The sequence below is a fragment of the Streptomyces sp. DSM 41931 genome (genome assembly GCF_050271085.1).
Taxonomy (GTDB): Bacteria; Actinomycetota; Actinomycetes; order Streptomycetales; family Streptomycetaceae; genus Streptomyces; species Streptomyces albogriseolus.
In genome coordinates this window covers 4,741,706-4,768,480 of the sequence record NZ_CP189902.1, presented here as the reverse complement: position 1 = coordinate 4,768,480, position 26,775 = coordinate 4,741,706, and the positions used below count along the sequence as shown (strand labels likewise).

Annotated in this window: 26 protein-coding genes and 1 riboswitch; of the genes, 13 read left to right on the top strand and 13 right to left on the bottom strand. The window is 72.0% G+C overall.

Annotation, left to right across the window (positions count from 1 at the left end; all coding sequences use genetic code 11):
* Positions 1-51: 51 nt before the first annotated feature.
* Complete coding sequence (locus tag ACP7TJ_RS22230; RefSeq protein WP_093767051.1) at positions 52-1,518, bottom strand: PAS domain-containing sensor histidine kinase; 1,467 nt, start codon at positions 1,516-1,518, stop codon at positions 52-54.
* A gap of 540 nt (positions 1,519-2,058) precedes the next feature.
* Here ACP7TJ_RS22230 and nagB point away from each other — a divergent pair.
* The 7 genes from nagB to ACP7TJ_RS22195 all read left to right on the top strand — a co-directional run bounded on the left by nagB (position 2,059) and on the right by ACP7TJ_RS22195 (position 10,129).
* Positions 2,059-2,844 (top strand): glucosamine-6-phosphate deaminase, encoded by a 786-nt coding sequence (nagB, locus tag ACP7TJ_RS22225; protein ID WP_367449722.1) that lies wholly within the window; start codon positions 2,059-2,061, stop codon positions 2,842-2,844.
* Between the two features lie 157 nt (positions 2,845-3,001).
* Positions 3,002-3,766, top strand: coding sequence for a GntR family transcriptional regulator (locus ACP7TJ_RS22220; protein WP_093766975.1), 765 nt, complete (start codon positions 3,002-3,004; stop codon positions 3,764-3,766).
* Positions 3,767-3,971: 205 nt separating this feature from the next.
* Entirely contained in the window at positions 3,972-4,238 is a 267-nt protein-coding gene (locus ACP7TJ_RS22215; protein WP_176710812.1) for a DUF3311 domain-containing protein, read from the top strand.
* Entirely contained in the window at positions 4,235-5,863 is a 1,629-nt protein-coding gene (gene mctP / locus ACP7TJ_RS22210; protein WP_427764840.1) for a monocarboxylate uptake permease MctP, read from the top strand. The genes ACP7TJ_RS22215 and mctP overlap by 4 nt, the downstream gene beginning before the upstream one ends.
* A 79-nt stretch (positions 5,864-5,942) precedes the next feature.
* Positions 5,943-6,449: a GNAT family N-acetyltransferase gene (locus tag ACP7TJ_RS22205; protein WP_427764837.1), complete on the top strand. Its 507-nt coding sequence runs from the start codon at positions 5,943-5,945 to the stop codon at positions 6,447-6,449.
* Between the two features lie 15 nt (positions 6,450-6,464).
* Positions 6,465-6,632, top strand: a riboswitch (cobalamin riboswitch).
* Positions 6,633-6,758: 126 nt separating this feature from the next.
* Positions 6,759-9,116, top strand: a complete 2,358-nt coding sequence (locus ACP7TJ_RS22200) for a ribonucleoside-diphosphate reductase subunit alpha (RefSeq protein ID WP_427764834.1) — start codon at positions 6,759-6,761, stop codon at positions 9,114-9,116.
* Between the two features lie 56 nt (positions 9,117-9,172).
* Positions 9,173-10,129, top strand: a complete 957-nt coding sequence (locus ACP7TJ_RS22195; protein ID WP_203588083.1) for a ribonucleotide-diphosphate reductase subunit beta — start codon at positions 9,173-9,175, stop codon at positions 10,127-10,129.
* A 21-nt stretch (positions 10,130-10,150) separates the two neighbouring features.
* Here ACP7TJ_RS22195 and ACP7TJ_RS22190 read toward each other — a convergent pair whose 3' ends face one another.
* Positions 10,151-10,372, bottom strand: a complete 222-nt coding sequence (locus ACP7TJ_RS22190) for a hypothetical protein (RefSeq protein ID WP_401627111.1) — start codon at positions 10,370-10,372, stop codon at positions 10,151-10,153.
* 93 nt (positions 10,373-10,465) lie between these two features.
* Here ACP7TJ_RS22190 and ACP7TJ_RS22185 point away from each other — a divergent pair, with 93 nt between their 5' ends.
* A complete protein-coding gene (locus tag ACP7TJ_RS22185; protein ID WP_266400635.1) occupies positions 10,466-11,428 on the top strand; it encodes a GlxA family transcriptional regulator in 963 nt (320 codons plus the stop codon).
* 22 nt (positions 11,429-11,450) lie between these two features.
* On the opposite strand, the gene ACP7TJ_RS22180 is transcribed toward ACP7TJ_RS22185, so the two are convergent.
* The 10 genes from ACP7TJ_RS22180 to ACP7TJ_RS22135 form a co-directional block, all read right to left on the bottom strand.
* Entirely contained in the window at positions 11,451-12,815 is a 1,365-nt protein-coding gene (locus ACP7TJ_RS22180; protein ID WP_380865554.1) for a cytochrome P450, read from the bottom strand.
* Positions 12,812-13,897, bottom strand: a complete 1,086-nt coding sequence (gene cyc1 / locus ACP7TJ_RS22175) for an epi-isozizaene synthase (protein ID WP_266400630.1) — start codon at positions 13,895-13,897, stop codon at positions 12,812-12,814. The genes ACP7TJ_RS22180 and cyc1 overlap by 4 nt, the downstream gene beginning before the upstream one ends.
* Positions 13,898-14,114: 217 nt before the next feature.
* Positions 14,115-14,765: a peptide deformylase gene (def, locus tag ACP7TJ_RS22170; RefSeq protein WP_093766968.1), complete on the bottom strand. Its 651-nt coding sequence runs from the start codon at positions 14,763-14,765 to the stop codon at positions 14,115-14,117.
* A 121-nt stretch (positions 14,766-14,886) separates the two neighbouring features.
* Positions 14,887-15,867: a tetratricopeptide repeat protein gene (locus ACP7TJ_RS22165; RefSeq protein ID WP_048455762.1), complete on the bottom strand. Its 981-nt coding sequence runs from the start codon at positions 15,865-15,867 to the stop codon at positions 14,887-14,889.
* Positions 15,868-16,023: 156 nt separating this feature from the next.
* Positions 16,024-17,286 (bottom strand): HD-GYP domain-containing protein, encoded by a 1,263-nt coding sequence (locus tag ACP7TJ_RS22160; protein WP_189912056.1) that lies wholly within the window; start codon positions 17,284-17,286, stop codon positions 16,024-16,026.
* Positions 17,283-18,662, bottom strand: coding sequence for an HD domain-containing phosphohydrolase (locus tag ACP7TJ_RS22155; RefSeq protein ID WP_427764827.1), 1,380 nt, complete (start codon positions 18,660-18,662; stop codon positions 17,283-17,285). The genes ACP7TJ_RS22160 and ACP7TJ_RS22155 overlap by 4 nt, the downstream gene beginning before the upstream one ends.
* Before the next feature lie 141 nt (positions 18,663-18,803).
* Positions 18,804-19,106, bottom strand: a complete 303-nt coding sequence (rsrA, locus tag ACP7TJ_RS22150) for a mycothiol system anti-sigma-R factor (RefSeq protein ID WP_093766966.1) — start codon at positions 19,104-19,106, stop codon at positions 18,804-18,806.
* Positions 19,103-19,789 carry an RNA polymerase sigma factor SigR gene (sigR, locus tag ACP7TJ_RS22145; RefSeq protein ID WP_167744696.1) on the bottom strand — a complete coding sequence of 229 codons (687 nt, stop codon included), beginning with the start codon at positions 19,787-19,789 and terminating at the stop codon, positions 19,103-19,105. Before sigR ends, rsrA begins: the two co-directional genes overlap by 4 nt.
* A gap of 259 nt (positions 19,790-20,048) precedes the next feature.
* Positions 20,049-20,678: an alpha/beta hydrolase family protein gene (locus ACP7TJ_RS22140; RefSeq protein ID WP_093766964.1), complete on the bottom strand. Its 630-nt coding sequence runs from the start codon at positions 20,676-20,678 to the stop codon at positions 20,049-20,051.
* Position 20,679: 1 nt separating this feature from the next.
* Positions 20,680-21,495: an SOS response-associated peptidase gene (locus ACP7TJ_RS22135; protein WP_093766963.1), complete on the bottom strand. Its 816-nt coding sequence runs from the start codon at positions 21,493-21,495 to the stop codon at positions 20,680-20,682.
* A gap of 60 nt (positions 21,496-21,555) precedes the next feature.
* Here ACP7TJ_RS22135 and ACP7TJ_RS22130 point away from each other — a divergent pair, with 60 nt between their 5' ends.
* From ACP7TJ_RS22130 to ACP7TJ_RS22115, 4 genes are all read left to right on the top strand, one after another.
* Complete coding sequence (locus ACP7TJ_RS22130; protein WP_093767047.1) at positions 21,556-22,278, top strand: M50 family metallopeptidase; 723 nt, start codon at positions 21,556-21,558, stop codon at positions 22,276-22,278.
* Positions 22,279-22,387: 109 nt separating this feature from the next.
* Positions 22,388-23,704, top strand: coding sequence for a 3-phosphoshikimate 1-carboxyvinyltransferase (gene aroA, locus ACP7TJ_RS22125; RefSeq protein WP_093766962.1), 1,317 nt, complete (start codon positions 22,388-22,390; stop codon positions 23,702-23,704).
* Between the two features lie 9 nt (positions 23,705-23,713).
* Positions 23,714-24,724, top strand: coding sequence for a ribosome small subunit-dependent GTPase A (gene rsgA / locus ACP7TJ_RS22120; protein WP_167744590.1), 1,011 nt, complete (start codon positions 23,714-23,716; stop codon positions 24,722-24,724).
* 109 nt (positions 24,725-24,833) lie between these two features.
* Positions 24,834-25,157 (top strand): DMT family transporter, encoded by a 324-nt coding sequence (locus ACP7TJ_RS22115; RefSeq protein WP_006134729.1) that lies wholly within the window; start codon positions 24,834-24,836, stop codon positions 25,155-25,157.
* A 46-nt stretch (positions 25,158-25,203) separates the two neighbouring features.
* Here ACP7TJ_RS22115 and ACP7TJ_RS22110 read toward each other — a convergent pair whose 3' ends face one another.
* On the bottom strand, positions 25,204-25,815 hold the full coding sequence (locus tag ACP7TJ_RS22110) for a TetR/AcrR family transcriptional regulator (protein WP_401407122.1): 612 nt from the start codon (positions 25,813-25,815) through the stop codon (positions 25,204-25,206).
* A gap of 125 nt (positions 25,816-25,940) precedes the next feature.
* Between ACP7TJ_RS22110 and hisN the strand changes: the two genes are divergently transcribed.
* Positions 25,941-26,744, top strand: a complete 804-nt coding sequence (gene hisN, locus ACP7TJ_RS22105; protein WP_093766959.1) for a histidinol-phosphatase — start codon at positions 25,941-25,943, stop codon at positions 26,742-26,744.
* Positions 26,745-26,775: the final 31 nt, after the last annotated feature.

Here is a 26,775-nt window from a genome sequence, read left to right as displayed (position 1 = left end):
GACCCCGGTCCGGGGTCTTTTGCTGTCCCGGAGCGCACCGGGCCTCGGCGGTCAGGAGTCCGCCTGCACCGGGATGTCGAGGATCACCCGGGTCCCCCGCTCCGGCGCCGGCACCATGTCGAAGGTGCCGCCCAACTCCCCCTCCACCAGCGTCCGTACGATCTGCAGGCCCAGGTTGCCCGCGGTGTGCGGGTCGAAGCCCTCGGGCAGACCCACCCCGTCGTCCTGCACCGTGACCAGCAGGCGCGCCTCCCGTGAGGTGCCGCCCCGCACCGCGGACACCTCGACGGTGCCGGTCTCGCCCTCGCGGAAGCCGTGCTCCAGGGCGTTCTGCAGCACCTCGGTCAGCACCATCGACAGCGGCGTGGCCACCTCGGCGTCGAGTATCCCGAAGCGGCCCGAGCGCCGGCCGGCGACCTTGCCCGGGGAGATCTCGGCGACCATCGCGAGCACCCGGTCGGCGATCTCGTCGAACTCCACCCGCTCGTCCAGGTTCTGGGACAGCGTCTCATGGACGATGGCGATGGACCCGACCCGCCGCACGGCCTCCTCCAGCGCCGCCCGTCCGCGCTCCGACCCGATCCGGCGGGCCTGGAGCCGCAGCAGGGCGGCCACCGTCTGGAGGTTGTTCTTCACCCGGTGGTGGATCTCCCGGATGGTGGCGTCCTTGGTGATCAACTCGCGTTCGCGGCGGCGCAGTTCGGTCACGTCCCGGAGCAGCACCAGGGAGCCGATGCGGGTGCCCTTCGGCTTCAGCGGGATCGCGCGGAACTGGATGACGCCGTCGTCGGACTCGATCTCGAACTCGCGGGGCGCCCAGCCGCTCGCGACCTTCGCCAGCGCCTCGTCCACCGGCCCGCGCGAGGGGGCCAGTTCGGCGGTGGTCTGCCCGAGGTGATGGCCCACCAGATCCGCGGCGAGGCCGAGACGGTGGTAGGCGGACAGGGCGTTGGGCGAGGCGTACTGGACGACGCCGTCGGCGTCGAGCCGGATGAGGCCGTCGCCGACGCGCGGCGAGGCGTCCATCTCCAGCTGCTGGTTGGCGTACGGGAACGCGCCCGCCGCGATCATCTGGGCCAGGTCCGAGGCGCTCTGCAGATACGTGAGCTCCAGCCGGCTGGGGGTGCGCACGGTGAGCAGGTTGGTGTTGCGCGCGATGACGCCGAGGACCCGCCCCTCGCGGCGTACCGGGATGGACTCGACGCGGACCGGGACCTCCTCGCGCCACTCCGGGTCGCCCTCGCGCACGATCCGGCCCTCGTCCAGGGCCGCGTCCAGCATGGGCCGGCGGCCGCGCGGGACCAGATGGCCGACCATGTCGTCCTGGTAGGAGGTCGGGCCGGTGTTGGGCCGCATCTGGGCGACGGAGACGTAGCGCGTGCCGTCGCGGGTGGGGACCCACAGGACCAGGTCGGCGAAGGAGAGGTCGGAGAGCAGCTGCCACTCCGAGACCAGCAGGTGGAGCCACTCGAGGTCGGTGTCGTCGAGGGCGGTGTGCTGGCGTACGAGTTCGTTCATGGAGGGCACGTCAGCGAGCGTACCTGTGTGTTTGCGCGCCCCCGAAACACCCGCGGGCCGCGGCGCCTGGGAGGGACCCTCAACCCTCCCGGCACCGCAGCCCGGAGCAATATCGGCCGGCGGGGTGTGCGGTCCCGGTCGGCCGAAGGATGAGGAGCCGGGGCAGTCAGGGCAGAGAGCCTCGGATCCTCGGTCCGCCTTCCTGTGCGGGGAAGGCAGGTCTGTGTGTCCTGCTACGCATTGTGGACTAGACCACTGCGCCTGTAAATGCGTCGTGCAAGGCGTTCCTCGACCCTCGCCCCGCGTCGCGCCGGACGCAGGCGGGTCCACCACGCAGCCTAACCCGACAGGGGCGCCCGCGGGGCCGGTCGGACGCCACGATTTCGGGGCACCCGGGCGCGGGGAGCGGTTTGCCCCGGGTGCCGGTTCCACCTCGGCGGGCGGGCGGCCCTCTGCTAGATTGAGATTGGTCTAAACCACATGGCCCCGGCGTCCGGGGCCCGTCCCAGTCGAGTCCACCGGAAGATCGGCAGGCCCACCGTGGAAGTTGTCATCGTTGCGGACGCCAAGGCGGGAGGCGAGCTCGTCGCCGAGGCCATGGCGGGGCTGCTGCGACGCAAGCCCGACGCCCTGCTCGGCGTGGCGACCGGTTCCACTCCGCTGCCCGTCTACGAGGCGCTGGCGGCGAAGGTCCGCGCCGGCGCCGTGGACGCCTCCCGTGCGCGGGTGGCCCAGCTCGACGAGTACGTGGGGCTGCCCGCCGACCACCCCGAGTCCTACCGCTCGGTGCTGCGGCGCGAGGTCCTGGAGCCGCTCGGCATCCCGATGGACGCCTTCCTGGGCCCCGACGGCACGGCCGAGGACGTGCAGGCCGCGTGCGAGCGCTACGACCGGGAGCTGTCCGAGGCCGGCGGCGTGGACCTCCAGCTGCTCGGCATCGGCACCGACGGGCACATCGGCTTCAACGAGCCGTGCTCCTCGCTCGCCTCACGCACCCGGATCAAGACGCTGACCGAGCAGACCCGGGTGGACAACGCCCGCTTCTTCGACGGCGACATCGGCCAGGTGCCGCACCACGTCATCACCCAGGGCATCGGCACCATCCTGGAGGCCCGGCACCTGGTGCTGCTGGCCACCGGCGAGGGCAAGGCGGACGCGGTCGCCGCCACCGTCGAGGGCCCGGTCGCGGCGGTGTGCCCGGCGTCCGCGCTGCAACTGCACCCGCACGCCACCGTGGTGGTCGACGAGGCCGCCGCCTCCAAGCTGAAGCTCACCGACTACTTCCGGCACACCTACGCCAACAAGCCGGGGTGGCAGGGGCTCTGACCACCGCCCGTGGTCTGGACCATCGCTGGTCACAGGGGTATACAAAAGGGATCACGGAGCGTGCGAGGGTCCGCCCCCGCCCGGAGCCGTGCCACGATGTCAGCCGTGGCCGACGGTCTGTCGGCCGCTTCGGCAGCCGGAGCCGGGAAGGCAGAGCATGAGCACCGACGTCAGCAGTGCGGAGAACGAGGGCGGGACCGCGGTCCGTACGGCGCGCGTGCCTAAGTACTACCGGCTGAAGAAACACCTGCTCGACATGACCGAGACCGCGCCCCCCGGCACGCCGGTCCCGCCCGAGCGCACGCTGGCGGCCGAGTTCGACACCTCGCGCACCACCGTGCGCCAGGCGCTCCAGGAACTGGTGGTCGAGGGCCGTCTGGAACGGATCCAGGGCAAGGGCACCTTCGTCGCCAAGCCCAAGGTCTCCCAGGCGCTCCAGCTCACCTCGTACACCGAGGACATGCGCGCCCAGGGGCTCGAGCCGACCTCGCAGCTCCTCGACCTCGGGTACATCACGGCCGACGACCGGCTCGCCGGCCTGCTCGACATCACCGCCGGCGGCCGGGTGCTGCGCATCGAGCGGCTGCGCATGGCCAACGGCGAGCCGATGGCCATCGAGACGACCCACCTCAGCGCCAAGCGCTTCCCGGCCCTGCGCCGCAGCCTGACGAAGTACACCTCCCTCTACACCGCCCTCGCCGAGGTGTACGACGTCCGTCTCGCGGAGGCCGAGGAGACCATCGAGACGTCCCTGGCCACGCCGCGCGAGGCGGGCCTGCTCGGCACCGACGTCGGTCTGCCGATGCTGATGCTGTCCCGGCACTCGCTCGACCGGGACGGGCAGCCGGTGGAGTGGGTGCGGTCGGTGTACCGGGGCGACCGGTACAAGTTCGTCGCGCGCCTCAAGCGCCCCCAGGACTGAGCCCGGCAGACCGCCGGTGCGGCCCGGCCGCGCGTCCGCAAAACCCGACAGACCGGGTGGTTGACAGGATTTTCGTTGCTGTTGCCTTGCGGTTGCGCTGCTGCTGCATACCGCCCCTCCTACGGGGGGTTACGACCGTCCCGCGCCCTCACCTACATTGCCGCGAGCCAACGTCGGCGATCAGTGAGGGGACGGGAGCCGTCTGATGTCGCAAACCCCGCAAACAACACCGGAGCCGGTGGTGACGCCCATGCGCGTCGTCATCGGCATCTGCCTGCTCGCACCATTCGTCGCCATGCTCTGGGTCGGCTCCTACGCCAAGACCGACCCGGTGTTCATCGGCATCCCCTTCTTCTACTGGTACCAGATGCTGTGGGTGCTGATCTCGACCGCGCTGACGATGGTCGCGTACCAGCTCTGGCAGCGTGACCAGCGCGCCCGCTCGAACCGGAAGGGCGGTGCGGAGCAGTGAACGACGGCGTGAACGGCGTGGCACTCGCCGTCTTCATCTTCTTCTTCGTGCTCGTCACCGTGATGGGCTTCCTGGCCGCGCGCTGGCGCAGGGCCGCGAACGAGCACACCCTCGACGAATGGGGCCTGGGCGGGCGCTCGTTCGGCACCTGGGTCACCTGGTTCCTGCTGGGCGGCGACCTGTACACCGCGTACACCTTCGTGGCCGTCCCGGCGGCGATCTACGCGGCGGGCGCGGCCGGCTTCTTCGCGGTGCCGTACACGATCCTCGTGTATCCGCTGATCTTCACCTTCCTGCCCCGGCTGTGGTCGGTGTCGCACAAGCACGGCTATGTGACGACCTCCGACTTCGTGCGCGGGCGGTTCGGCTCGAAGGGGCTGTCGCTGGCCGTCGCGGTCACCGGCATCCTGGCGACGATGCCGTACATCGCGTTGCAGCTGGTCGGCATCCAGGCCGTGCTGGACGTGATGGGCGTCGGCGGCGGCGAGAACACCAACTGGTTCATCAAGGACCTGCCGCTGCTCATCGCCTTCGGCGTGCTCGCCGCGTACACCTACTCGTCGGGGCTGCGGGCGCCCGCGCTGATCGCGTTCGTCAAGGACACGCTGATCTACATCGTGATCGCGGTGGCGATCATCTACATCCCGATCAAGCTGGGCGGGTTCGACGAGATCTTCGCCTCCGCGCAGGAGGCGTACAGCCAGACCAACCCGGCCACCGGTGCGCCGCGCGGCTCCCTGGTGCCGGGTGAGGCGGGCCAGTGGACGTACGCCACGCTGGCGCTGGGCTCGGCGCTCGCACTGTTCATGTACCCGCACTCGATCACCGCGACGCTGTCCTCCCGCAGCCGTGAGGTGATCCGCCGCAACACCACGATCCTGCCGCTGTACTCGCTGATGCTGGGCCTGCTGGCGCTGCTCGGGTTCATGGCGATCGCGGCCGGGGTGAAGGTGCAGAACGGCCAGCTGGCCATCCCTCAGCTGTTCGAGAACATGTTCCCGGACTGGTTCGCCGGGGTGGCCTTCGCGGCGATCGGCATCGGCGCGCTGGTGCCGGCGGCGATCATGTCGATCGCGGCGGCGAACCTGTTCACCCGCAACATCTACAAGGACTTCATCAAGCCGGACGCGACGCCCAAGCAGGAGACCGCGGTCTCCAAGATCGTGTCCCTGCTGGTGAAGGTGGGCGCGCTGGTCTTCGTGCTGACCATGGACAAGACCGTCGCAATCAACTTCCAGCTGCTGGGCGGCATCTGGATCCTGCAGACCTTCCCTGCGCTGGTGGGCGGCCTGTTCACCCGCTGGTTCCACCGCTGGGCGCTGATCGGCGGCTGGGCGGTCGGCATGATCTACGGCACGGTCGCCGCGTACGGGGTGGCGTCGCCGACGCAGAAGCACTTCGGCGGGTCCGCCAAGGAGATCCCGGGCATCGGGGAGATCGGCTACATCGGTCTCACCGCCTTCGTGATCAACGTGGTGGTCACGGTCGTCCTGACCTTCGTCATGCGGGCTCTCAAGGCGCCCGAGGGCATCGACCAGACCAAGCCGGAGGACTACACGGCGGACTCGGGCGACCCCGGAGTCCAGGTGGAGCTCCCGCCGGCCACGGCGGGCAGCGCGCACTGACGCCGTCGCGTACGAGGCAGCGGGCCGCCGGTGGAAAACCGGCGGCCCGCTGCCGTACCCGTGCGGCAGACTCCCCCGCATGGACATCGTCATCCGGCCGGCGACGACCGGCGAACACGCGGAACTCGGTGAGATCACCGCGCAGGCCTATCTCGGCGACGGGCTGCTGGACTTCGGGGAGAGCGACGCCTACCTGGGCGAGCTGCGGGACGTGGCGAAGCGGGCGGCGGCCGCCGAGGTGCTGGTCGCCGTGGAGCACGGCACGCTGCTGGGCGGGGTGACCTTCGTGCCGGGGCCCGGGCCGATGGCCGACATAGCGGGGCCGGGCGAGGCGGAGATACGGATGCTGGCGGTGGCCCGCGCGGGCCGGGGCCGCGGGGCCGGGGAGGCTCTGGTGCGCGCCTGTGTCGACCGGGCACGAGGGATCGAGGGGTGCGGGCAGATCGTGCTGTCGACCCAGCGCACCATGCACTCCGCCCACCGGATCTACGAGCGGCTGGGCTTCACCCGCACCCCGGACCGGGACTGGAACCCGCTGCCGGAGCTGGACGACATCATGCTCCTCACCTACGAGTTGACGCTCTGACACCGGTCCGACACAACATATGGGGGTGCTGGCGGCACCCGGCACAAGATGTATGCTCATGCTCGCTGTCGCCGCAGGGGAATCCGGTGCGAATCCGGAACTGTCCCGCAACGGTGTACCCCTGCCTGCCCACGGGCGCGCACGGGAGTCAGTCCGAGGACCTGCCGACAGTGCGCCCGGCCCTTCCGGTCCCGGGTGCCCTGACGTCCGGGCCTCGCGGAATGGGCCGGTGGACGCGACGCCGTGTGCGTTCGTGTGCTGCCCCCTGCGCTCTTCGAGGCCCCCGTGCCGAGCGAGGGAGAGCCCCACGTGACCATCGCGCCAGCCGATCCGGCTTCAGCGACCCGCGTGACCGAGGAGAGTGACGGCCCCGGGGCCGCGCTGCTGCGGACCCTGACCCAGCTGACCGCCGACCTGCCCGACGCCGACCCCGGCCGGGTGGCCGCCGCCGCGCTGCGCGGCCGGTCCGCCGCCGCCGACGAGGCGGAGCTGCGGGACCTGGCCACCGAGGCGGCGGCCGGGCTGATCTCCGAGGACCCCGCGTACTCCCGGCTCGCCGCCCGGCTGCTGACCCTCGGCATCCGTGCCGAGGCCGCCTCGCAGGGCGTCACCTCGTTCACCGGCTCGGTGGCCGCCGGGCACCGGGAGGGCCTGATCGGCGACCGCACCGCCGCCTTCGTCCGGCTCCACGCGGCCCGGCTGGACGCGCTGATCGACACGGACGCCGACGACCGGTTCGGCTACTTCGGGCTGCGCACCCTGCACAGCCGCTACCTGCTGCGCCACCCCGCCACCCGCAAGGTCGTCGAGACGCCCCAGCACTTCCTGCTGCGGGTCGCCTGCGGGCTCGCCGAGGACGAGAGCGAGCGGGCGCTGGAGGAGGTCGCCGCCCTCTACGGGCTGATGAGCCAGCTGGACTACCTTCCCTCCTCCCCCACGCTGTTCAACTCCGGCACCCGCCACCCGCAGATGTCGTCCTGCTACCTCCTGGACTCCCCCAGGGACGAGCTGGACTCCCTCTACGAGCGCTACCACCAGGTCGCCCGCCTCTCCAAGCACGCCGGCGGCATCGGCCTGTCCTTCTCCCGCGTCCGCGCCCGGGGTTCGCTGATCCGCGGCACCAACGGCCACTCCAACGGCATCGTCCCGTTCCTGAAGACGCTGGACGCCTCGGTCGCCGCCGTGAACCAGGGCGGCCGGCGCAAGGGCGCGGCCGCGGTCTACCTGGAGACCTGGCACGCGGACATCGAGGAGTTCCTCGAACTGCGCGACAACACCGGTGAGGACGCCCGCCGTACGCACAACCTGAACCTGGCGCACTGGGTGCCGGACGAGTTCATGCGCCGGGTCGCCGACGACGCGCAGTGGTCGCTGTTCTCCCCGGTGGACGTGCCCGGGCTGGTCGACCTGTGGGGCGAGGAGTTCGACGCGGCCTACCGCGCCGCCGAGGCGAAGGGCCTGGCCCGCAGGACGCTCCCGGCCCGCGAGCTGTACGGCCGGATGATGCGCACCCTCGCGCAGACCGGCAACGGCTGGATGACCTTCAAGGACACCGCCAACCGCACCGCCAACCAGACCGCCGAGCCGGGCCACGTCGTCCACTCCTCCAACCTGTGCACGGAGATCCTGGAGGTCACCGACGACGGGGAGACGGCGGTCTGCAACCTCGGCTCGGTCAACCTCGCGGCCTTCGCCGGCGCGGACGGCATGGACTGGGAGCGCCTGGACGCGGCGGTCCGCACCGCCGTGACGTTCCTGGACCGGGTGGTCGACATCAACTTCTACCCGACCGAGGAGGCGTCCCGGTCCAACAGCCGCTGGCGCCCGGTGGGTCTGGGCGTGATGGGGCTCCAGGACGTGTTCTTCCGGATGCGGATGCCCTTCGACTCCCCCGAGGCGAAGGCGCTGTCCACCCGGATCGCCGAGCGGATCATGCTCGCCGCGTACGAGACGTCCGCCGCCCTCGCGGAGCGGCACGGGCCGCTGCCCGCCTGGGAGAAGACCCGTACCGCGCGGGGCGTGCTGCACCCCGACCACTACGGCGTCGAGCTCGCCTGGCCGGAGCGCTGGGAGGCGCTGCGGACCCGGATCGCCGCCACGGGCCTGCGCAACGCGCTGCTGCTGGCGATCGCGCCCACCGCGACCATCGCGTCCATCGCCGGCGTGTACGAGTGCATCGAGCCGCAGGTGTCCAACCTGTTCAAGCGCGAGACGCTGTCCGGGGAGTTCCTCCAGGTCAACTCGTACCTGGTGAACGATCTCAAGCGGCTCGGCGTGTGGGACGCGCGCACCCGGGAGGCGCTGCGCGAGGCAAACGGCTCGGTGCAGGACTTCGCGTGGGTCCCCGAGGACGTACGGCGGCTGTACCGCACGGCGTGGGAGATCCCGCAGCGCGGGCTGATCGACATGGCCGCCGCCCGCACCCCGTTCCTGGACCAGGCGCAGTCGCTCAACCTGTTCCTGGAGACGCCGACCATCGGGAAGCTCTCCTCGATGTACGCCTACGCCTGGAAGCAGGGGCTGAAGACCACCTACTACCTGCGCTCCCGCCCGGCGACCCGGATCGCCCGCGCGGCCCGCGCCGCCGTGCCCGTCCAGCAGCCGGCCGACCCCGAGGCCGTCGCCTGCTCCCTCGAGAACCCCGAATCCTGCGAGGCCTGCCAGTGACCACCAGCACGACCAAGAACCTGCTCGACCCCGGCTTCGAGCTGACCCTGCGCCCCATGCGCTACCCGGATTTCTACGAGCGGTACCGGGACGCGATCAAGAACACCTGGCACGTCGAGGAGGTGGACCTGCACTCGGACGTCGCCGACCTGGCGAAGCTGACGCCCGAGGAGCAGCATCTGATCGGCCGCCTCGTGGCGTTCTTCGCCACCGGCGACTCGATCGTGGCGAACAACCTGGTGCTGACGCTGTACAAGCACATCAACTCGCCCGAGGCGCGGCTGTACCTGTCGCGGCAGCTGTTCGAGGAGGCCGTGCACGTCCAGTTCTACCTGACCCTGCTGGACACCTATCTGCCCGATCCGGACGACCGGGCGGCGGCCTTCGCGGCCGTGGAGAACATCCCGTCCATCCGGGAGAAGGCCGAGTTCTGCTTCCGGTGGATGGACTCGGTGGAGAAGATCGACCGGCTGGAGTCCCGGGCGGACCGGCGCCGTTTCCTGCTCAACCTGATCTGCTTCGCGGCCTGCATCGAGGGGCTGTTCTTCTACGGCGCGTTCGCCTACGTCTACTGGTTCCGCAGCCGGGGCCTGCTGCACGGCCTGGCGACCGGCACCAACTGGGTGTTCCGCGACGAGACGATGCACATGTCGTTCGCGTTCGACGTGGTGGACACCGTGCGCAAGGAGGAGCCCGAGCTGTTCGACGAGGAGCTCGGACGCCAGGTCACCGACATGCTGCGCGAGGCCGTCGAGGCGGAGCTGCAGTTCGCCCGTGACCTGTGCGGCGACGGGCTGCCGGGGATGAACACCGCGTCGATGCGGCAGTACCTGGAGTGCGTCGCCGACCAGCGGCTGGTGCGGCTGGGCTTCGCGCCGGTGTACGGCTCGGAGAACCCGTTCTCCTTCATGGAGCTGCAGGGTGTGCAGGAGCTGACCAACTTCTTCGAGCGCCGTCCGTCCGCGTACCAGGTCGCCGTGGAGGGCACGGTCGACCTGGACGAGGACTTCTGACGCCCGGGCGCCGGGGCCGTCTCACGCCGCCCGTGCGGGGCGGCGCGGGGCGGTCCCGCGCGCCGGGCCGGACGCGGCCGGCTGGCCGGACGGCCCGGTGACGGGGGCCGCCGCGGCCCGCCGGATCTGCCGGTCGAGGCGGCGGTCGCGCAGGATGCCGATCACGGCGGGCGCGACCATGAGGACGAACAGGCCGAGGACGGCCACCATCGAGATCAGTGCTTCTGTCTGCGTCGTGTTCATGTACACCACTGTCGCGCCGGACACTCCTGACCGGGAGTGGCAGGACTGTCGTGCACCCTCGATTTACTGCCAACGGTGCGGCACACTGGAGCCATGCTCCGGAATGTGGCGGCCGTCCTCCTCGACGGCGTGAATCCCTTCGAACTCGGCGTGGTCTGCGAGGTCTTCGGCATCGACCGCAGCGACGACGGGCTGCCGGTGTACGACTTCGCCGTCGCCTCGGCGGAGGGGGCCTCGGTGCGCGTGGGCGCCGGTTTCACCCTGGGGACCGAGCACGGTCTGGAGCGGCTGGAGACGGCCGACCTGATCGCCGTGCCCGCCGGCGCCTCCTACGCCTCCCGGGAGTTCCCGCCCGACATGCTGGACGCGCTGCGCCGGGCGGTGGACCGGGGCGCGCGGGTGCTGAGCGTGTGCTCGGGGGTGTTCGTGCTGGCCGCCGCGGGGCTGCTGGAGGGGCGGCGCGCCGCGGTGCACTGGAAGCACGCGGAGGAACTGAGCCGCCGCTATCCGCAGCTGACGGTCGAGCCCGACGTGCTCTACGTCGACGAGGACCCGGTGATCACCTCGGCGGGCACCGCCGCGGGCATCGACGCCTGTCTGCACCTGGTGCGCAAGGAGCAGGGCCCGGAGGTGGCCAACCGGATCGCCCGGCGGATGGTGGTGCCGCCGCACCGCGACGGCGGACAGGCCCAGTACATCGAGCGTCCGCTGCCGGAGCCCGGGGGCGACTCGGTCGCCGGGGTGCTGGTGTGGATGGAGCAGCACCTCGACGAGGAGGTCACCGTCGAGCAGCTCGCCGCCCGCGCCCACATGTCGCCGCGCACCTTCGCCCGCCGCTTCCAGCAGGAGACCGGCACCACGCCCTACCGCTGGATCCTGCGCCAGCGGGTGCTGCTGGCCCAGCATCTGCTGGAGCGGACGGACGAGACGGTGGACGCGATCGCGGGCCGTACCGGCTTCGGCAACGCGGCCGCGCTGCGCCACCACTTCGTGCGCGCGGTGGGGACCACCCCGCAGTCCTACCGGCGCGCGTTCAGGGGCCCGGAGGCCGCCTGACCGCGCGCCGGACGGCGGGACGTCAGCGGGGCAGCGCCCGCAGCATCAGCCGACGGGGCCGCAGGGTGATGCCGATGCGGGGCCGGGGGTCGGAGTCCGACGCGTGCTCGAAGCGGTACGCGTGGGCGACCACGGCGGTGATGAGCGTGAGCTCCGCCATGGAGAAGTGGTCGCTGGGGCACTTGCGGTTGCCCACGCTGAACGGGCTCATCGCGTACTTGGGCACGTCCTTGGACCGCTCCGGGAGCCAGCGGTCCGGGTCGAAGTCCTCGTTCCGCTCGTACGACCGCCGGTCGCGCTGGACCGCGTACGGGCTGTAGATGAGGTCCGCGCCCTTCGGAATGCGGTAACCGCCGAGTTCCGTGTCGGCGACCGCACGGCGGGTCAATATCCATACGGCCGGATACAGCCGCAGGGTCTCCGTGACGACATTCGCGGTGTACGTCAGCTTCCGTACGTCCTCGAATGCCACCCGGCGGTCACCGACGACCGATTTCACCTCGTCGCGGATCTTGTCGCCGAGTACCGGGTGCTCGGTGAGAACCAGGAGCAGCGACATGAGCGTGGATCCGACGGTTTCGGCGCCGGGGGTCAGGATGGCGATGACCTGATCGTGGATCTCCTGTTCCCCGATGGGGTCGCCATTGTCGTCCTTCGCGTCCAGCAAAGCCGTCAGCAAATCGTCCGGTTTTTGACCGCTTGCCCGTCGGTCGGCGATGATCTCGTCGACCAGGACATGCAAATCGGCCAGCGCCCGGTTGAATTCCCGATTGGCCGGGAGGGGCACCTTGTAGAGCGGTCCGAGCGGCACCACCATGCGCTGGTACATCCCGCTGAACAGGGTGGCCAGATCGGCGCATATGCGGTCGGCGCGGTCGTCCATGTAGCTGCCGCGCATCAGGCAGCGGGCGGTGACGCGCACCGCCGACCGGAAGGACTCCGCCGTGATGTCCAGCGGCCCGCCGGTGCGCCAGCGCTCCACCAGCGCGTAGGCCTCCTCGGCCATGATCGGGCCGTAGGCGGGGATCGCGTCGAGCCGGAACGCGGGCTGGATGGTCCGCCGCTGACGCCGGTGCAGCGGTCCGTTGGCGGTGGCCACGCCCTCCTTGCCGAGCAGGCTCTCCAGCGACTCCCACAGGGGCCCGGCGATGATGTAGTCCGGGCTGAGCGCCACGGCGCCGGTGAGGGCGGGGGTGGTGACGGCGTACACGGTCTTGGGTCCGAGCTTCAGACGGACCACGTCGCCGTGGTCGCGCAACTGGGACAGGAAGGCCAGCGGGTCGCGCGCCAGCCGCCAGCCGTGGCCGAGGAGCGGGACGGTGCCGCCGGCCACGGGCGGTTCGGCGGTCGCGGTGGTGTCCCCCGGGTGTACGGACTCGACGGTCATTTCTCACCTTCCGCTGCGTTGTTGACGTACGGGGGTGTGGACCGGTCGTCCCAGCTGTCGACCCGGTACCGGCCGGACTCGTGGTGGAACCAGTAGACGGAACTGAACCAGTTCCGCATGTTGCCGACGCAGGCGCGCACGGCGGCGCTCGTCTCCTTTCCGCCCACCGTCCCGTCGTCGAGCCGGTCGGCGAACCGTAATGCCTCCTGTTCCGCGTCCAGGAATTCGCTGATGCATTCCTCCACGCGGCGCCGTACGTCGGCGATCGCCTCTTCGAGGGTCATTCCCTCGTGGGTGACGAGACTGATGCCGAGATTGTGCACCTCGTTTCCGGCGATTTCCTTGGGCAGCGAGCAGAGGTCGTTGTACCAGGCGGCGAATTCCTGGCTGAGCAGCGCGGGTTTCCGATAGGACGGGTTCTTCCGCACCGCGTCCGGGAGTTCATGTCCGGCGCTCGGTTCCAGAAGGTCGGTCCAGATCCAGTGCGCGAAGGTGAGGCGGCGCAGTTCGAGGTATTCCTCGACGGTCGGGACGATACCCTCGGTGCGGTTGTGGAACTCCCGGTCGTACGCCTCGATCACGGTGTGGAAGTGGCGCGCGAACCGGGCGTTCCAGGTGTCCGGAAGGAAGGCGTAGAGCCGCCGCACGCTGTCGGCGAGGCCCGCGACCACGGGGTCCTGGTGACCCAGGTGGTCACCGGGGCGGTCGAGGGCGCTGTGCAGCAGGTCCTTCAGCCGCCGCCAGGCGTCGGGGCGGCCGTGCACGATGTCGCGGTCGTGACGGTCGTCCCAGACGAAGAACCAGGCACTGTAGTCCGCTATCGCCTGGAGGACCTCGTCGGGCGCGCCTATGTAGTAGCCCGCCATGAGGTCCGTGTAGCACAGGCCGTCGGCATATGACTCCACCTTCTCCGGCGTCATGAGCCGCTTTTCGAGCAGCCATGCCCGGGTCTCCCTCTGGAGCTTCGGCCAATACGGGTGGAGTTGCCGGGGAAACGCCGCCTCGATCACCGGAAGAGACAGCGCCGGTGGAACTGCGATGGTGGTCGGTGCCGATGTGGTGCCGTGTGACAAAGCATGCACGAACAATCCCCTCTCAGCCGCCAGTTGAGCGCCCCGTCCCCCGAGCCGGGCGCACGCCGTGCGTATCCCCGCACCTCCATTCAGCACCACAAGCGACCGTTCTGGGAACGGATTTGCTTCTTTCACTACCTTGGGATGCGCACAGCCGAACGGCGCCCGTCCGGGATGTGCCGGATCGGGCGCCGTGTGCGAGGGGTGAAGTGAGCCGTGACGGCGGTCAGTCGTTGGCGACCACGGGGTAGCGCGGCTCGTTCTCGGCCATCTGCTTGAGGGCCGCCTTGCGCTCCCGCTTCGACAGCCGGTCGATGTAGAGGTAGCCGTACAGGTGGTCCGTCTCGTGCTGGAGGCAGCGCGCGAAGTAGCCCGTTCCGCGTACCCGGATCGGGTTGCCCTTCTCGTCCTGACCGGTCACCTCGGCGTAGTCGGGCCGGGCCAGCGGCGCGTAGGCGGTGGGCACCGACAGGCAGCCCTCGCTGCTGTCGTCCAGCCGGCGCCGCTCGGCGGGCAGTTCGACCAGCTCGGGGTTGCAGACCACGCCGACGTGGCGCACGCCCTCGTCGTCCGGGCAGTCGTAGACGAAGACCTTCAGGTCGACGCCGATCTGGTTGGCGGCCAGGCCCACGCCCTCGGCGGTGCGCTGGCTGGCGAACATGTCGGCGACCAGCTGCTGGAACTCCTCGCCGAAGTCCGTGACGTCCTTGCACTCCTTGTGCAGCACCGGGTTGCCGACCACGGTGATCGGGCGCGAGGTGCCGCGCTCCCGCCAGGCCGCCTCGCGCTTCTCGCAGTCCTCCGTGTCGATGACGTAGCCCTCGTCGTCGACGGGGAGCACGCCCGCGTGCTGCTGATCGGTGTCCTGCTGAGCCATGACCGACGTGTGCCTTCCTGAGATGACCGGAGGTGGTGTCACAAGGGTAAGTGCAACGCCCCTGGAAGGGGCGCGGGGAACTGCGCGCTCAGCCCCCACGACCCCGCACCCGGCCACGGTGCTAGCAGACCTCTTCGAGGTCCCGCCAGTCCCGGGAATCCGGGCTGTCCGCGACCCACCCGTCCAGCAACCCCCGCACCAGCGCCGCGGGCGCGGCGATGCCGCACTCCCGCTCCGGCACCCACAGCTGCCCGTCCGTACGGTGCCCCAGCGGCCCGGGATGCCCCGGCTCGCTGTGATCGTGAGGATCGAGATGCTCCCCGTCCCCCTCGTCGGACGGCATCCGCGACTCCGAGCACATCCGGCACAGCAGCCGCACCGACGACGACCAGTCCTCGGCCGCGAACCCGGCGTCGGAGGCGAGCTGTTCCAGCGCGTCCCGGTCGGCCTCGGACGCGGCCTCCAACAGCACCACCCAGGTCGGCACCGGCGAGGGCGCCCACAACTCGATCTCGTCGAACACCGGGTAGGTGTGCCCGGCGGCGGTGCTCCGCTCGCCGTGCGGCACCCCGTCGTGCAGGACGACCTCGCCCCAGCGGCGCCCGGAGGACGGCAGGGGGATGGACAGCACCTCGATGCGGGCGGGGTCGAGCCGCCGCCCCCAGACCACTTCGGCCTCCCCCTCCGGGGACAGCCGTACGGCCGCGCTGCCCAGGTCCATGCCGAGGGGCTCGCCCGAGTCGGTCGCGGGTCCTGGCACCTTGAGCCCGTACGCCTGCCAGGCGCGGCGGGCCAGCGGCCAGTCCTGGAGGGCGGTGGCGGCGATGCCCACGTTCCACCAGTCCGGCGCCCCGGTGTCGCGGTCGAGCAGGGCGACGGCGCGCAGCCCGGCCGCGCGCGCCTGCTCCCAGTCGTGCCGGAACTTGTGCAGCAGCGCGAGGTTGAACCAGGACTCCGACAGCCAGGGCTCCAGATCGGCGGCCCGTGTCAGCAGCGCGCCCGCGTCCTCGTACCGGCCGTCGCCGATGAGCGTGAACGCGCGGTCCGTGGCCTGCCGCCAGGAGGCGGAGGGCCGGTGACGTCCCTTGCCGAAGATCCTCACGATTCCCGCCTGCCAGTTCCGTTCGGTGGGCCGGCCGCAGCGATCGGCGCCCCCGGACACCCTCTCCTTCGCATCCAACCACGTACGGCCGCGAGGGCGCTCATTACCCATGGGTTACCCAGCACGGCCGGGAACCAGACCGCCCGGTCCGCCCTCTCACCACGACCGGTCCACCTGTTCACGCGTCCTCTCCGTGTCCCGGGACAGAACCCTGGCCAGGGCCTCGACGACCTCCGGCGCGTACTCCCCGGCGGCCCCCAGCCGCAGTTCCTCCAGCGCGGTCAGCGGCCCCCCGGGCCCTCCTTCCCTGCACTTCTCGTCGTACGCGTTCACCACCCGGACGATACGTGCGGCGAGCGGCTGCTCGGCGTGCGGGTCCGCCTGGCGTTCGACGATCACGGCGACCCGGGTGTCCACCCCGGTCTGCCGCACCACCGCGCCGCCCAGCAGCGCGATCCGCCGCTGCTCGGCGGGCGGCAGCCCGGCGGTGGCGCCCTCGGGCACCGGGTCGACGAGGCTGAGCTGCCCGATGTCGTGCATCAGCGCCGCGTACTCCAGCACGGTCAGCTCCGGCTCGGTCAGCCCGAGGTCCCGGCCCACCGCCTGGCTGAGCGCGGCCACCCGGCGCGAGTGCCCGTGCGGGGTGTACCCGGCGATCTCGGTGGCCCGCGCCAGGGACGCGATGGTCTGCCGGTAGGTGGCGCGCACCGCCGTGTACCTCCGGTGGGACAGCTGCGCGAGCAGCAGCGGCACGGAGAACACGGGCAGCGCCCACAGCCCCACGACCGCCGCGCCCAGCGCCATCACCGCGCCGGTGGCGACAACGGCGGCCCCGATGCCGGGCACGGCCCGCAGTTCGTCGCGCAGCAGCGGCGGGAAGGGCCAGCCGGTGCGGGAGTGGGCCAGCGCGGCGGCGAGCACGGCGTCGCACAGCGCGGTCAGGGTCAGCAGGACGAGCAGCAGCAGCGCGTGTCCCGGCCCGCTGAGGGCCTCGAACGCGCCCCGGGCGTGCAGCGGGTGGAAGCACACGGCGACGAAGCCGACGGTCAGCACCCGGCGGGTCACCGGGTCCAGGGCGGGCCCGTCGCCGCGACCGACGTGCGGGACGCTGCCGAGCAGCGACGCGGCGAGCACCACGGTGACGACCTGGGCGGCGCCGTGCTCGGCGGGCCGCCCCGCGACCTCGCCGAGCAGGGCGTACGCCAGCGAGCCGGCCGCGGCGAGCGGCGCGGGCTCCCGGATCCCCCGGCCGCCCCGCCGGGTGAGCTCGCCGACCGCGACGAGCGTCCCGAAGGCCAGGGCGGTGGAGCGGTCCTCGACGCCGTGGTACAACGTCGTGCCCAGCGACCCGGCCGCGAGGACGACGGCGCACAGGTGCACGACGGTGTGCAGCGGGACGGTGCGCGCGCGGGGCCTCACCGGCGCGCCCCGGGGCGGCCGGTGACGGGTGCGGTGGGACCGGGGACGGCCGCCTGCCGTGGCTCGTCCGCGGTCACCGCGGGGTGCCAGCCGGTGCGGCCGATCGCGCGGACGAGCGCCTTCACCATCCGCGGGTCGAAGTGCGTGCCCGCGCAGCGCTGGAGCTCCTCCAGCGCCACGGGCACCGGGCGCGCCCTGCTGTAGCTGCGGGTGGAGGTCATCGCGTCGAAGGCGTCGGCGACCGCGACCAACCGCGCGGACTCCGGGATCTGACCGCCCGCCAGCCCGTAGGGGTAGCCGGTGCCGTCGAGCCGCTCGTGGTGGTGCAGCACGGCCGCGCGGGCCTCGCCGAGGAAGGAGATGCCGCGCACCATCTCGTGCCCGTACTCGGGGTGCAGTTCGATCACCCGCCGCTCCTCGGGGGTGAGCGGGCCGTTCTTGGTGAGCAGCCGGGTGGGCACGCCGAGCTTGCCGACGTCGTGCAGGATCCCCGCGAACCGCAGCATCTCGACCCGCTCGTCGTCCATGCCGAGTTCGCGCGCGATCAGCGTGGAGGCGCGGCCGACGCGCTCGCTGTGGCCGCGCGTGTAGCCGTCCTTGATGTCGACGGCCTGCACCAGCGCGCGGATCGTGGCCTGGTGGGCGGCGCGTTCCCGGTGGTACTGGGCGAACGCCCACCACGAGACGCCCATCGGCAGCAGTACCAGCAGCGCCGCCACCGGCCCGTAGGGGCTGCGCCACAGCAGGGCCATCATCAGTCCGGCGAGGCCGTGCACGGTGAGGGGCGCCAGGGAGCCGAGGAACAGCCGCCACCAGGCGGCCGCGGGACGGCTGCGCGGCAGCCCGCCGGGGGCGGGCGCCAGGACGCCGCCGTCGAGAAGGGTGAGGACGAGGCAGAACGCGAGCACCGCGGCGCCCGCGGTGGCGAGGGCGCCGGGCATGTCGCAGCGCGCCACCGCGTCCCGGCCGCCGGTCTTCAGATGGACCAGGCTCGCGGCCCACACGGCGACGACGAGCCGGCCGGTGCGCCACAGCCGGCGGGCGAGACGGGGGCCGTGCTCGACGGGGAGCAGCAGCGCCCCGGGCAGCGCGACGAGGGCGGCGGCGGTGGGCGGCAGCAGGAAGGCCGCGGCCAGCAGCACGGGGTGGAAGGTGCCGCCGGGGTGCGGGCCGGCGACGAGGCGGGACCGGGCGAGGCGCTCGCATCCCGCGTACAGGACGGCGAGCAGGACGACCGGCCACCAGGGGACGCGCGGGTCCGGCAGGGACGACAGCACCCCCGGCCGGGGGACGCCCGGCATGGGGAGCAGACAGCACAGCCCGAGCAGGGTGACGCCGACGAGATACACCCGGGCCCGCGCCGGTAACGCCTCCATGAGCCCCTCCCCCGACCGTGCCGCGCGCGTCTTCCGGCGCCCTCCGGCTTCTGGAGCCTAGGACGGGGGGAGGCGCCGCCGCGGGCGGACCGCCCGCGGATTAGCACAATCGGGTGACGCGACCTCTGGGGAGGGGAGGTGTCAGGACTCCTGCGGGGCGGCCGTGACGTCCTGTTCGGGCACGTTCTGCCCGGAGCGGATCAGGTCGATCCGGCCCATGACCTTCGACCGCAGGTCGCCCGGCACGTCGTCCTGTCCGCAACAGCGCTTGACGAGCTTCTTGACCGCCTGCTCCAGTCCGTACTTCTCCAGGCAGGGCGAGCACTCCTCGAAGTGGTGCTCGAACTTCCGGCAGTCGGAATCCGGCATCTCACGGTCGAGGAACTCGTAGAGATGATCGAGGATTTCGCTGCAATCCGTCTCGTGCGGCTCTCCGCAGCTCATGACCCCGAGCCTTTCGCTTCGTTCGACTCTCCGGCACCGGCCGGGACCAGTCCGCGCTCGCGCGCGTAGTCCTCGAGCATGCCGCGCAGCTGGCGACGTCCCCGGTGAAGCCGGGACATCACCGTACCGATGGGTGTCCCCATGATGTCGGCGATCTCCTTGTAGGCAAAGCCCTCGACATCGGCGAGGTAGACCGCGATGCGGAACTCCTCCGGGATCGCCTGAAGGGCTTCCTTGACGTCCGAGTCCGGCAGGTGGTCCAGCGCCTGCGACTCGGCGGAGCGCAGACCCGTGGACATGTGCGACTCGGCGCGCGCCAGCTGCCAGTCCTCGATCTCCTCGGCCGCGGAGCGCTGGGGTTCGCGCTGCTTCTTGCGGTACGAGTTGATGAAGGTGTTGGTGAGGATCCGGTACAGCCACGCCTTGAGGTTGGTGCCCTCGCGGAACTGGTGGAAGGATCCGTACGCCTTGGCGTAGGTCTCCTGCACCAGGTCCTCGGCGTCGGCCGGGTTGCGCGTCATGCGCAGCGCGGCCGAGTACATCTGGTCGAGGAACTCGAGCGCGTCCCGTTCGAAGCGCGCGCTGCGCTCCGCCGTCGACTCCGCGCCCGTGCCGCCCTGGCCCTCGGGCTGCTCCGCCTGGCCGTGTTCGGTCCCTGCGTCGGTACCGGGAACCGGACCCACCTCCTCAAGTGTCGTCGCGACGAGACCGGGACCGGCCTCACCCGAATCGGAGGATAGACGACGATCCGGTCCGCCCGCCGCCCGAATCGGGGCGGTCTTGGCCGCGTGCAGCACCGTCCAGTCGAGGTCGGCGCGGGCACTGCGGCTCGGGCAGAACGTGGAACCCATGCGGTGGACTTCCTCTCCTACGGCGGCGGTGCCGTTCGACCGGCACGTACGCACCCCACAACAGCGGGGGCCGCGCTCGCATTCCCGCGCGTCAGCCCAGGGCGGCCGTCCACCGCACGACCGCGTCCGTGATCACCTGGAGGGCCTCCTCCTGCGTGAGGTCCGCCCGCCTGGGCACGGCGAAGCCGTGGTCCGCCTGCGGCACCTCGACCAGTTCGTGGTCACCCTTCGGGAACTCGGCGGGTTTCCCGAAGGGGTCGTTGCCGCCCTGGACGACGAGGGTGGGGACGCCCGCGCCCAGCAGTTCCTCCGCGCGCGACTTCTCCGGCCTGCCCGGGGGATGGAGCGGGAAGCTCAGCGCGAGCACGGCGTGCGCGCCCAGCTCGGGGGCGGTGCGGCAGGCGACGCGGGCGCCGGCGCTGCGTCCGCCGGAGATCACCGGCAGGCCCGGCGCGGTCAGCGCGGGCCAGACGCCGCGCCAGCCGGTGTCCAGGGTCTTCGGCGCCGGGGCGACCTTTTTGCCGGCCACCCGCCAGGGCTGCTCGACGAGGGCGACGGTCACGCCGTGCGCGGGGAGGACGGCGGCGAGCGCGGCGAGGTCACGGGCCTCGATGCCGCCGCCCGCGCCGTGACTCGCGGCCAGGACGAGGCGTGGCGTGCCGGCGCGGTGCCAGGTGACGCGGGCGTCGCCCGCGTCCGTGGTGATCGTCTCGGTGGTCACGTCAGAAGAGTGTGCCCTCTTCCGGGGCGGCCAGCTCCTTCAGCAGCTCCGGTCCGTTGTTGCGGACGTTGCTGACGGCGGTGGTGACCGGGTAGGCGCGCATCAGGCCGGGCGGCGGCGGGGCGAGCAGCCCGCGCAGGTCCTCGGGGTCGGTGCGGGACGGGTCGAGCCAGGCGTCCCAGCGGTCCGGGGTGAGCATCAGCGGCATCCGCGGGTGGATCTCGGCGAGGGAGTGCGGTCCCTCCGCCGGGGCCACGGCCAGCGGGCTCGCCTCCGCCTCGGTGGTGATCACGGAGCAGGTCACCCACCACGCCCGCGGGTGGTCGTCGGGCAGCGTGCGGTCGCGCCAGAACTCGTACAGTCCGGCCATCGCGAAGACCGAGCCGTCGGCCGGCGTCACGAAGTAGGGCTGCTTGCGGGGCCGCTTCTTCTTGCCCTCGACCTCCAGGTCGCGCTCCTGCTTGCCGGTGACCCACTCGTAGTAGCCGTCGGCGGGGAGGATGCAGCGGCGGGAGGCGAAGGCACGGCGGTACGACGGCTTCTCGTGGACGGTCTCCGCGCGGGCGTTGATCATCCGGGCGCCGCCCTCGGGGGTCTTGGACCAGGAGGGCACCAGTCCCCACTTCAGCGTGCGCAGCTGCCGAACCGGTCGGGGGTCGTCCGCGTCCTTCACAGGACGGTCGAGGACGGCGTAGACCTCCTTGGTCGGCGCCACGTTGTAGTCGGCCTCGAGGGTCTCCTCGGGCTCCCACTTCTCGATCTCGAAGATCCCGGCGAGATCCTCGGGCCTGCGACTCGCTGCATACCGTCCGCACATACGTGCAACACTGCCAGACTCCGCACGCGCACAGGGAGCGATCCGAAACACATGACGAGCATGGTCAGCACCGCGTCCGCGTCCCTCGCGTCCCTGTGGGACGAGGTCTCGGGCACCCAGCCCGACCCGGACCTGTGGGTGGTCGTCGCGACCCTGGTGGCGGCCCTCGCCGTGGTCGTGCCGCAGGCGCCCTGGCGGATCGCGCGGAACGCCGTCACGATCGCGCACGAGGGCGGGCACGGCCTGGTGGCGCTGCTCACCGGCCGCACGCTGACGGGGATACGCCTGCACTCGGACACCAGCGGCCTGACCGTCAGCCGGGGCAAGCCGACCGGCATCGGCATGATCCTCACGGCCGCCGCCGGCTACACCGCTCCCCCGCTGCTGGGCCTGGGCGGGGCCGCGCTGCTCGGCGCGGGGCGCATCACCCTGCTGCTGTGGCTGGCCACGGCGCTGCTGCTGGCGGTGCTGGTGATGATCCGCAACGCCTACGGGGCGGTGTCGGTGCTGGTCACCGGGAGCACGTTCGTGCTGGTGTCGTGGCTGGCGGGACCCCAGGTGCAGGCGGCGTTCGCGTACGCCGTGGTGTGGTTCCTGCTGCTGGGCGGGGTGCGCCCGGCGTTCGAGCTCCAGGCGAAGCGGTCCCGCGGGGGCGCCGGGGACTCGGACGCGGACCAGCTGTCCCGGCTGACGCATGTGCCGGCGGGGCTGTGGCTGTTCCTGTTCCACGCGGTGTCGGTGTGCTCGCTGCTGGGCGGCGGGCGCTGGCTGCTGGGTCTGTGACCCGGCGGGCGGCGGGACCCGGGCGGCCGGGTCACGGCATGTGACGGACTGTGTTCCGCCTGGCGGGCACGGAACGGCCGGGCGCCTCACCTCCTTATAAAGTGGCCCCATGGCCCCGAATCCCACGCACACCGCCCTCTGGCCCGCCCCGCACGCGAGCGGAGCCGTCGACGCGACGGTCCACGTGCCCGGGTCGAAGTCGGTCACCAACCGCGCCCTCGTCCTCGCCGCCCTCGCCTCCGAGCCGGGCTGGCTGCGCCGCCCGCTGCGCTCGCGCGACACTCTGCTGATGGCGGGCGGGCTGCGGGCCCTGGGCGTGGAGATCGAGGAGGGGGTCGGTCCCGACGGGACGGGCGAGGCCTGGCGTGTGGTGCCGGCCGGTCTGCGCGGCCCGGCCACCGTGGACGTGGGCAACGCGGGCACGGTGATGCGCTTCCTGCCGCCGGTGGCGACCCTGGCGGACGGCCCGGTGCGCTTCGACGGCGACCCGCGGTCCTACGAGCGTCCCCTGCACGGCGTCATCGACGCGCTGCGCCGGCTCGGCGCCCGGATCGACGACGACGACCGGGGCGCGCTGCCGATGACGGTGCACGGCGGGGGCGCCCTGGACGGCGGCACGGTCGAGGTGGACGCGTCCTCGTCGTCGCAGTTCGTCAGCGCCCTGCTGCTGTCGGCGCCGCGCTTCAACCAGGGGGTGGAGGTGCGGCACACCGGCGCGACGCTGCCGTCGATGCCGCACATCCGGATGACGGTCGACATGCTCCGCGCGGTCGGAGCCCAGGTCGACACCCCCGAGTCGGGCGGCGAGCCGAACGTGTGGCGGGTCACCCCGGGCGCGCTGCTCGGCCGGGACCTGACGATCGAGCCGGACCTGTCCAACGCGCAGCCGTTCCTCGCGGCCGCGCTGGTCACCGGCGGCAAGGTGGTGATCCCCGACTGGCCCGCGCGGACCACCCAGCCCGGCGACCGGCTGCGGGAGATCTTCACCGAGATGGGCGGCTCCTGCGAGCTGACCGAGTACGGGCTGGTCTTCACCGGCTCCGGCGCGGTGCACGGCATCGACGTGGACCTCGGCGAGGTGGGCGAGCTGACGCCGGGCATCGCGGCCGTCGCGGCCCTCGCGGACTCCCCGTCGACCCTGCGGGGCGTGGCCCATCTGCGGCTGCACGAGACGGACCGGCTGGCCGCGCTCACCAAGGAGATCAACGAGCTGGGCGGCGACGTCACCGAGACGGCCGACGGTCTGCACATCCGTCCGCGCCGGCTGCACGGCGGGGTCTTCCACACCTACGAGGACCACCGCATGGCCACCGCCGGTGCGATCATCGGCCTGGCGGTCGAGGGCGTGCAGATCGAGAACGTGGCGACCACGGCGAAGACCCTGCCGGACTTCCCCGAGCTGTGGACCGGGATGCTCGGGGCATAGGGGTTCACGATGCGCCGCTACGGCAAGCACACCGACGAGGACGACATCCGCTCCCGCCCCAACCGCAGGGGCAACCGGCCGCGCACCCACATCAGGCCCAAGCACGAGGACGCCGCCGAGGGCATGGTCCTCACGGTCGACCGGGGCCGGCTGACCTGCCTCGTCGAGGACCGCGTGGTGACCGCGATGAAGGCCCGCGAGCTGGGCCGCAAGGCCGCCGTGGTGGGCGACCGGGTGGCCCTCGTCGGCGATCTGTCCGGCACGAAGGACACCCTCGCCCGGATCGTGCGGATCACGGAGCGCTCGTCGGTGCTGCGCCGCACCGCCGACGACGACGATCCCTACGAGCGGGTGGTCGTCGCCAACGCCGACCAGCTCGCCGTGGTCACCGCCCTCGCCGACCCCGAGCCCCGGCCGCGCTTGATCGACCGCTGCCTGGTCGCCGCCTACGACGGCGGTCTTGAGCCGCTGCTGGTGCTCACCAAGTCCGACCTCGCCCCGCCCGACAAGCTGCTGGAGCTGTACGGCGACCTGGACATCCCGTACGTCGTCACCAGCCGCGCGGAGCTGGAGAGCGGCGAGGCGGTGGAGCGGGTGCGCGAGCAGCTCGACGGCCGGATCACGGCGTTCGTGGGCCACTCCGGGGTCGGCAAGACCACCCTCGTCAACGCGCTCGTGCCCCTGGAGCGGCGCCGCACCACCGGTCACGTCAACGCGGTGACCGGGCGGGGGCGGCACACCACGACGTCCGCGCTGGCGCTGCCGCTCGCGGGCGCCGAGGGCTGGGTGATCGACACGCCGGGCGTGCGGTCGTTCGGGCTGGCGCACGTCGATCCGTCGCGGGTCATCCACGCCTTCCCCGACCTGGAGCCCGGCACGGAGGGGTGTCCGCGCGCGTGCAGTCACGACGAGCCGGACTGCGCGCTGGACGACTGGGTGGCGGAGGGCCACGCGGACCCGGCGCGGCTGTACTCGCTGCGGCGCCTGCTCGCCTCGCGGGAGCGCACCGACGGGGACTGACCCGCCTCGTGTTTGCCCCGTGGTACGGACGGTAAGTGCATAATCGCACCGAGCCGGACACGAACCAGGCGAAGCGGTCACTGTAGGCGGGGAATGCGGGAGGACACACATGGCGTGGCTGCTGGTCATCGTCGCCGGGTTGCTCGAGACCGGTTTCGCCGTGTGTCTGAAGCTGTCGCACGGGTTCACCCGGCTGTGGCCGACCGTCGCCTTCTGCGCGTTCGCCCTGGGCAGCTTCGGACTGCTCACCCTGGCGCTGAGGAAGCTCGACGTGGGACCGGCGTACGCGGTGTGGACGGGCATCGGGGCGGCGGGGACGGCCATCTACGGAATGGTGTTCCTCGGGGACCTGGTGTCCACCCTGAAGATCGTCTCGATCACCCTGGTGATCGTCGGGGTGATCGGGCTGCAGCTCTCGGGCTCGGCGCACTGAGCCGCTCCCCCCCAGGGGACAGGGCTTCCTCGTGTGAGGGCTTGCTCTACGTCACCGGCTGGCGGTGCAGCGCGCCCCGGACCAGCTCGGCCACGCCGTCGTCGGGCGGAGGCGCGACGACGCAGGACAGCGCGAGTCTGATCACCAGCTCGCAGGACCGGGCGAGATCGGCGGTGTCGCCCCGCGGATGCCCCGGCCCGGCGAGCGCGGCGACGGCCCTGTCCCGGACCAGGTGCACGAAGTCGGACGGCGAGGGCAACGGCCCGTCGGCGCGGCGCTGCGCGGGCACCGGGGAGCCGGACGGCGCGGCCGCGAGGCCGGGCGCGGGCAGGCGTTCGCTCCAGCAGCCGGTGAGCATGGCCCGCACCAGGGCGTTCTCGCGGGCGCTCAGCGTGGTCCACTCGGCGGTGGCGGCGAGGCGGTCGCGGGGGTCGGCGTGCGCGGTGAGGGCCCGGTCGACACCGGCCAGGTAGCCGTCGGCCTCGCGGCGGACCAGGGCCCGGGCGAGACCGTCCTTGCTGCCGAACTCGTTGTAGAGCGTCTGGCGGGAGACCCCGGCCGCGGCGGCGACGTCCACCATCCGCACGGCGGACCACGGACGGCGGGCGAGTGCGGTGTAAGCGGCGTCCAGCAGTGATTCCCGCGCTGCAGGCATCATCGCCTCCCTCGGGGCGAGCGGCCGACCCTGCGGTTCAGATTTGACGGGGTGCCAGGGACTGTCAAGGGGTCGCGGAAACGGCCCCCGGTGGCCCGGAACCGATCTCGGCCGATACCGTTCGTCGCATGCCCGACTACCTCGACGACCTGCGTCTCGCCCATGTCCTCGCGGACGCCGCCGACGCCGCGACCATGGACCGGTTCAAGGCCCTCGACCTCAAGGTGGAGACCAAACCCGACATGACGCCGGTGAGCGAGGCGGACAAGAGGGCCGAGGAGCTCGTCCGCGGCCACCTCCAGCGCGCCCGCCCGCGCGACGCCGTCCTGGGCGAGGAGTACGGCGTGGAGGGCACCGGCCCGCGCCGCTGGGTGATCGACCCGATCGACGGCACCAAGAACTACGTGCGCGGCGTGCCCGTGTGGGCCACGCTGATCGCGCTGATGGAGGCCGGCGGCGGGGGAGGCTTCGAGCCGGTCGTGGGCGTGGTGTCCGCGCCCGCCCTGGGCCGCCGCTGGTGGGCGGCGAAGGGCCACGGCGCCTACGCCGGGCGCAGCCTGTCCTCGGCCACCCGGCTCCAGGTCTCCGGCGTCTCGCGGATCTCCGACGCCTCCTTCGCCTACTCCTCGCTCACCGGCTGGGAGGAGCAGGGACGGCTGGACGGCTTCCTCGACCTCACCCGCGAGGTGTGGCGCACGCGCGCGTACGGCGACTTCTGGCCGTACATGATGGTCGCCGAGGGCTCGGTGGACATCTGCGCGGAGCCGGAGCTGTCGCTGTGGGACATGGCGGCCACGGCGATCGTGGTGACGGAGGCCGGCGGCGCCTTCACCGGCCTCGACGGCCGCCCGGGCCCGCACAGCGGCAACGCCGCCGCCTCGAACGGCCTGCTCCACGACGAGCTGTTGGGGTATCTCAACCAGCGGTACTGAACCGGCCGCGGTCGCGCCGCGCGCCCCCGGA

Excerpts from the sequence above, each read along its gene's own strand:
- ACP7TJ_RS22230 (WP_093767051.1), bottom strand. The coding sequence starts at position 1,518 with ATGAACGAACTCGTACGCCAGCACACCGCCCTCGACGACACCGACCTC.
- ACP7TJ_RS22220 (WP_093766975.1), top strand. The coding sequence starts at position 3,002 with ATGAGCACCGACGTCAGCAGTGCGGAGAACGAGGGCGGGACCGCGGTC.
- ACP7TJ_RS22215 (WP_176710812.1), top strand. The coding sequence starts at position 3,972 with ATGTCGCAAACCCCGCAAACAACACCGGAGCCGGTGGTGACGCCCATG.
- ACP7TJ_RS22205 (WP_427764837.1), top strand. The coding sequence starts at position 5,943 with ATGGACATCGTCATCCGGCCGGCGACGACCGGCGAACACGCGGAACTC.
- ACP7TJ_RS22195 (WP_203588083.1), top strand. The coding sequence starts at position 9,173 with ATGCGCTACCCGGATTTCTACGAGCGGTACCGGGACGCGATCAAGAAC.
- ACP7TJ_RS22190 (WP_401627111.1), bottom strand. The coding sequence starts at position 10,372 with ATGAACACGACGCAGACAGAAGCACTGATCTCGATGGTGGCCGTCCTC.
- ACP7TJ_RS22185 (WP_266400635.1), top strand. The coding sequence starts at position 10,466 with ATGCTCCGGAATGTGGCGGCCGTCCTCCTCGACGGCGTGAATCCCTTC.
- ACP7TJ_RS22180 (WP_380865554.1), bottom strand. The coding sequence starts at position 12,815 with ATGACCGTCGAGTCCGTACACCCGGGGGACACCACCGCGACCGCCGAA.
- def (WP_093766968.1), bottom strand. The coding sequence starts at position 14,765 with ATGGCTCAGCAGGACACCGATCAGCAGCACGCGGGCGTGCTCCCCGTC.
- ACP7TJ_RS22155 (WP_427764827.1), bottom strand. The coding sequence starts at position 18,662 with ATGGAGGCGTTACCGGCGCGGGCCCGGGTGTATCTCGTCGGCGTCACC.
- rsrA (WP_093766966.1), bottom strand. The coding sequence starts at position 19,106 with ATGAGCTGCGGAGAGCCGCACGAGACGGATTGCAGCGAAATCCTCGAT.
- ACP7TJ_RS22135 (WP_093766963.1), bottom strand. The coding sequence starts at position 21,495 with ATGTGCGGACGGTATGCAGCGAGTCGCAGGCCCGAGGATCTCGCCGGG.
- ACP7TJ_RS22130 (WP_093767047.1), top strand. The coding sequence starts at position 21,556 with ATGGTCAGCACCGCGTCCGCGTCCCTCGCGTCCCTGTGGGACGAGGTC.
- aroA (WP_093766962.1), top strand. The coding sequence starts at position 22,388 with ATGGCCCCGAATCCCACGCACACCGCCCTCTGGCCCGCCCCGCACGCG.
- rsgA (WP_167744590.1), top strand. The coding sequence starts at position 23,714 with ATGCGCCGCTACGGCAAGCACACCGACGAGGACGACATCCGCTCCCGC.
- ACP7TJ_RS22115 (WP_006134729.1), top strand. The coding sequence starts at position 24,834 with ATGGCGTGGCTGCTGGTCATCGTCGCCGGGTTGCTCGAGACCGGTTTC.
- ACP7TJ_RS22110 (WP_401407122.1), bottom strand. The coding sequence starts at position 25,815 with ATGATGCCTGCAGCGCGGGAATCACTGCTGGACGCCGCTTACACCGCA.
- hisN (WP_093766959.1), top strand. The coding sequence starts at position 25,941 with ATGCCCGACTACCTCGACGACCTGCGTCTCGCCCATGTCCTCGCGGAC.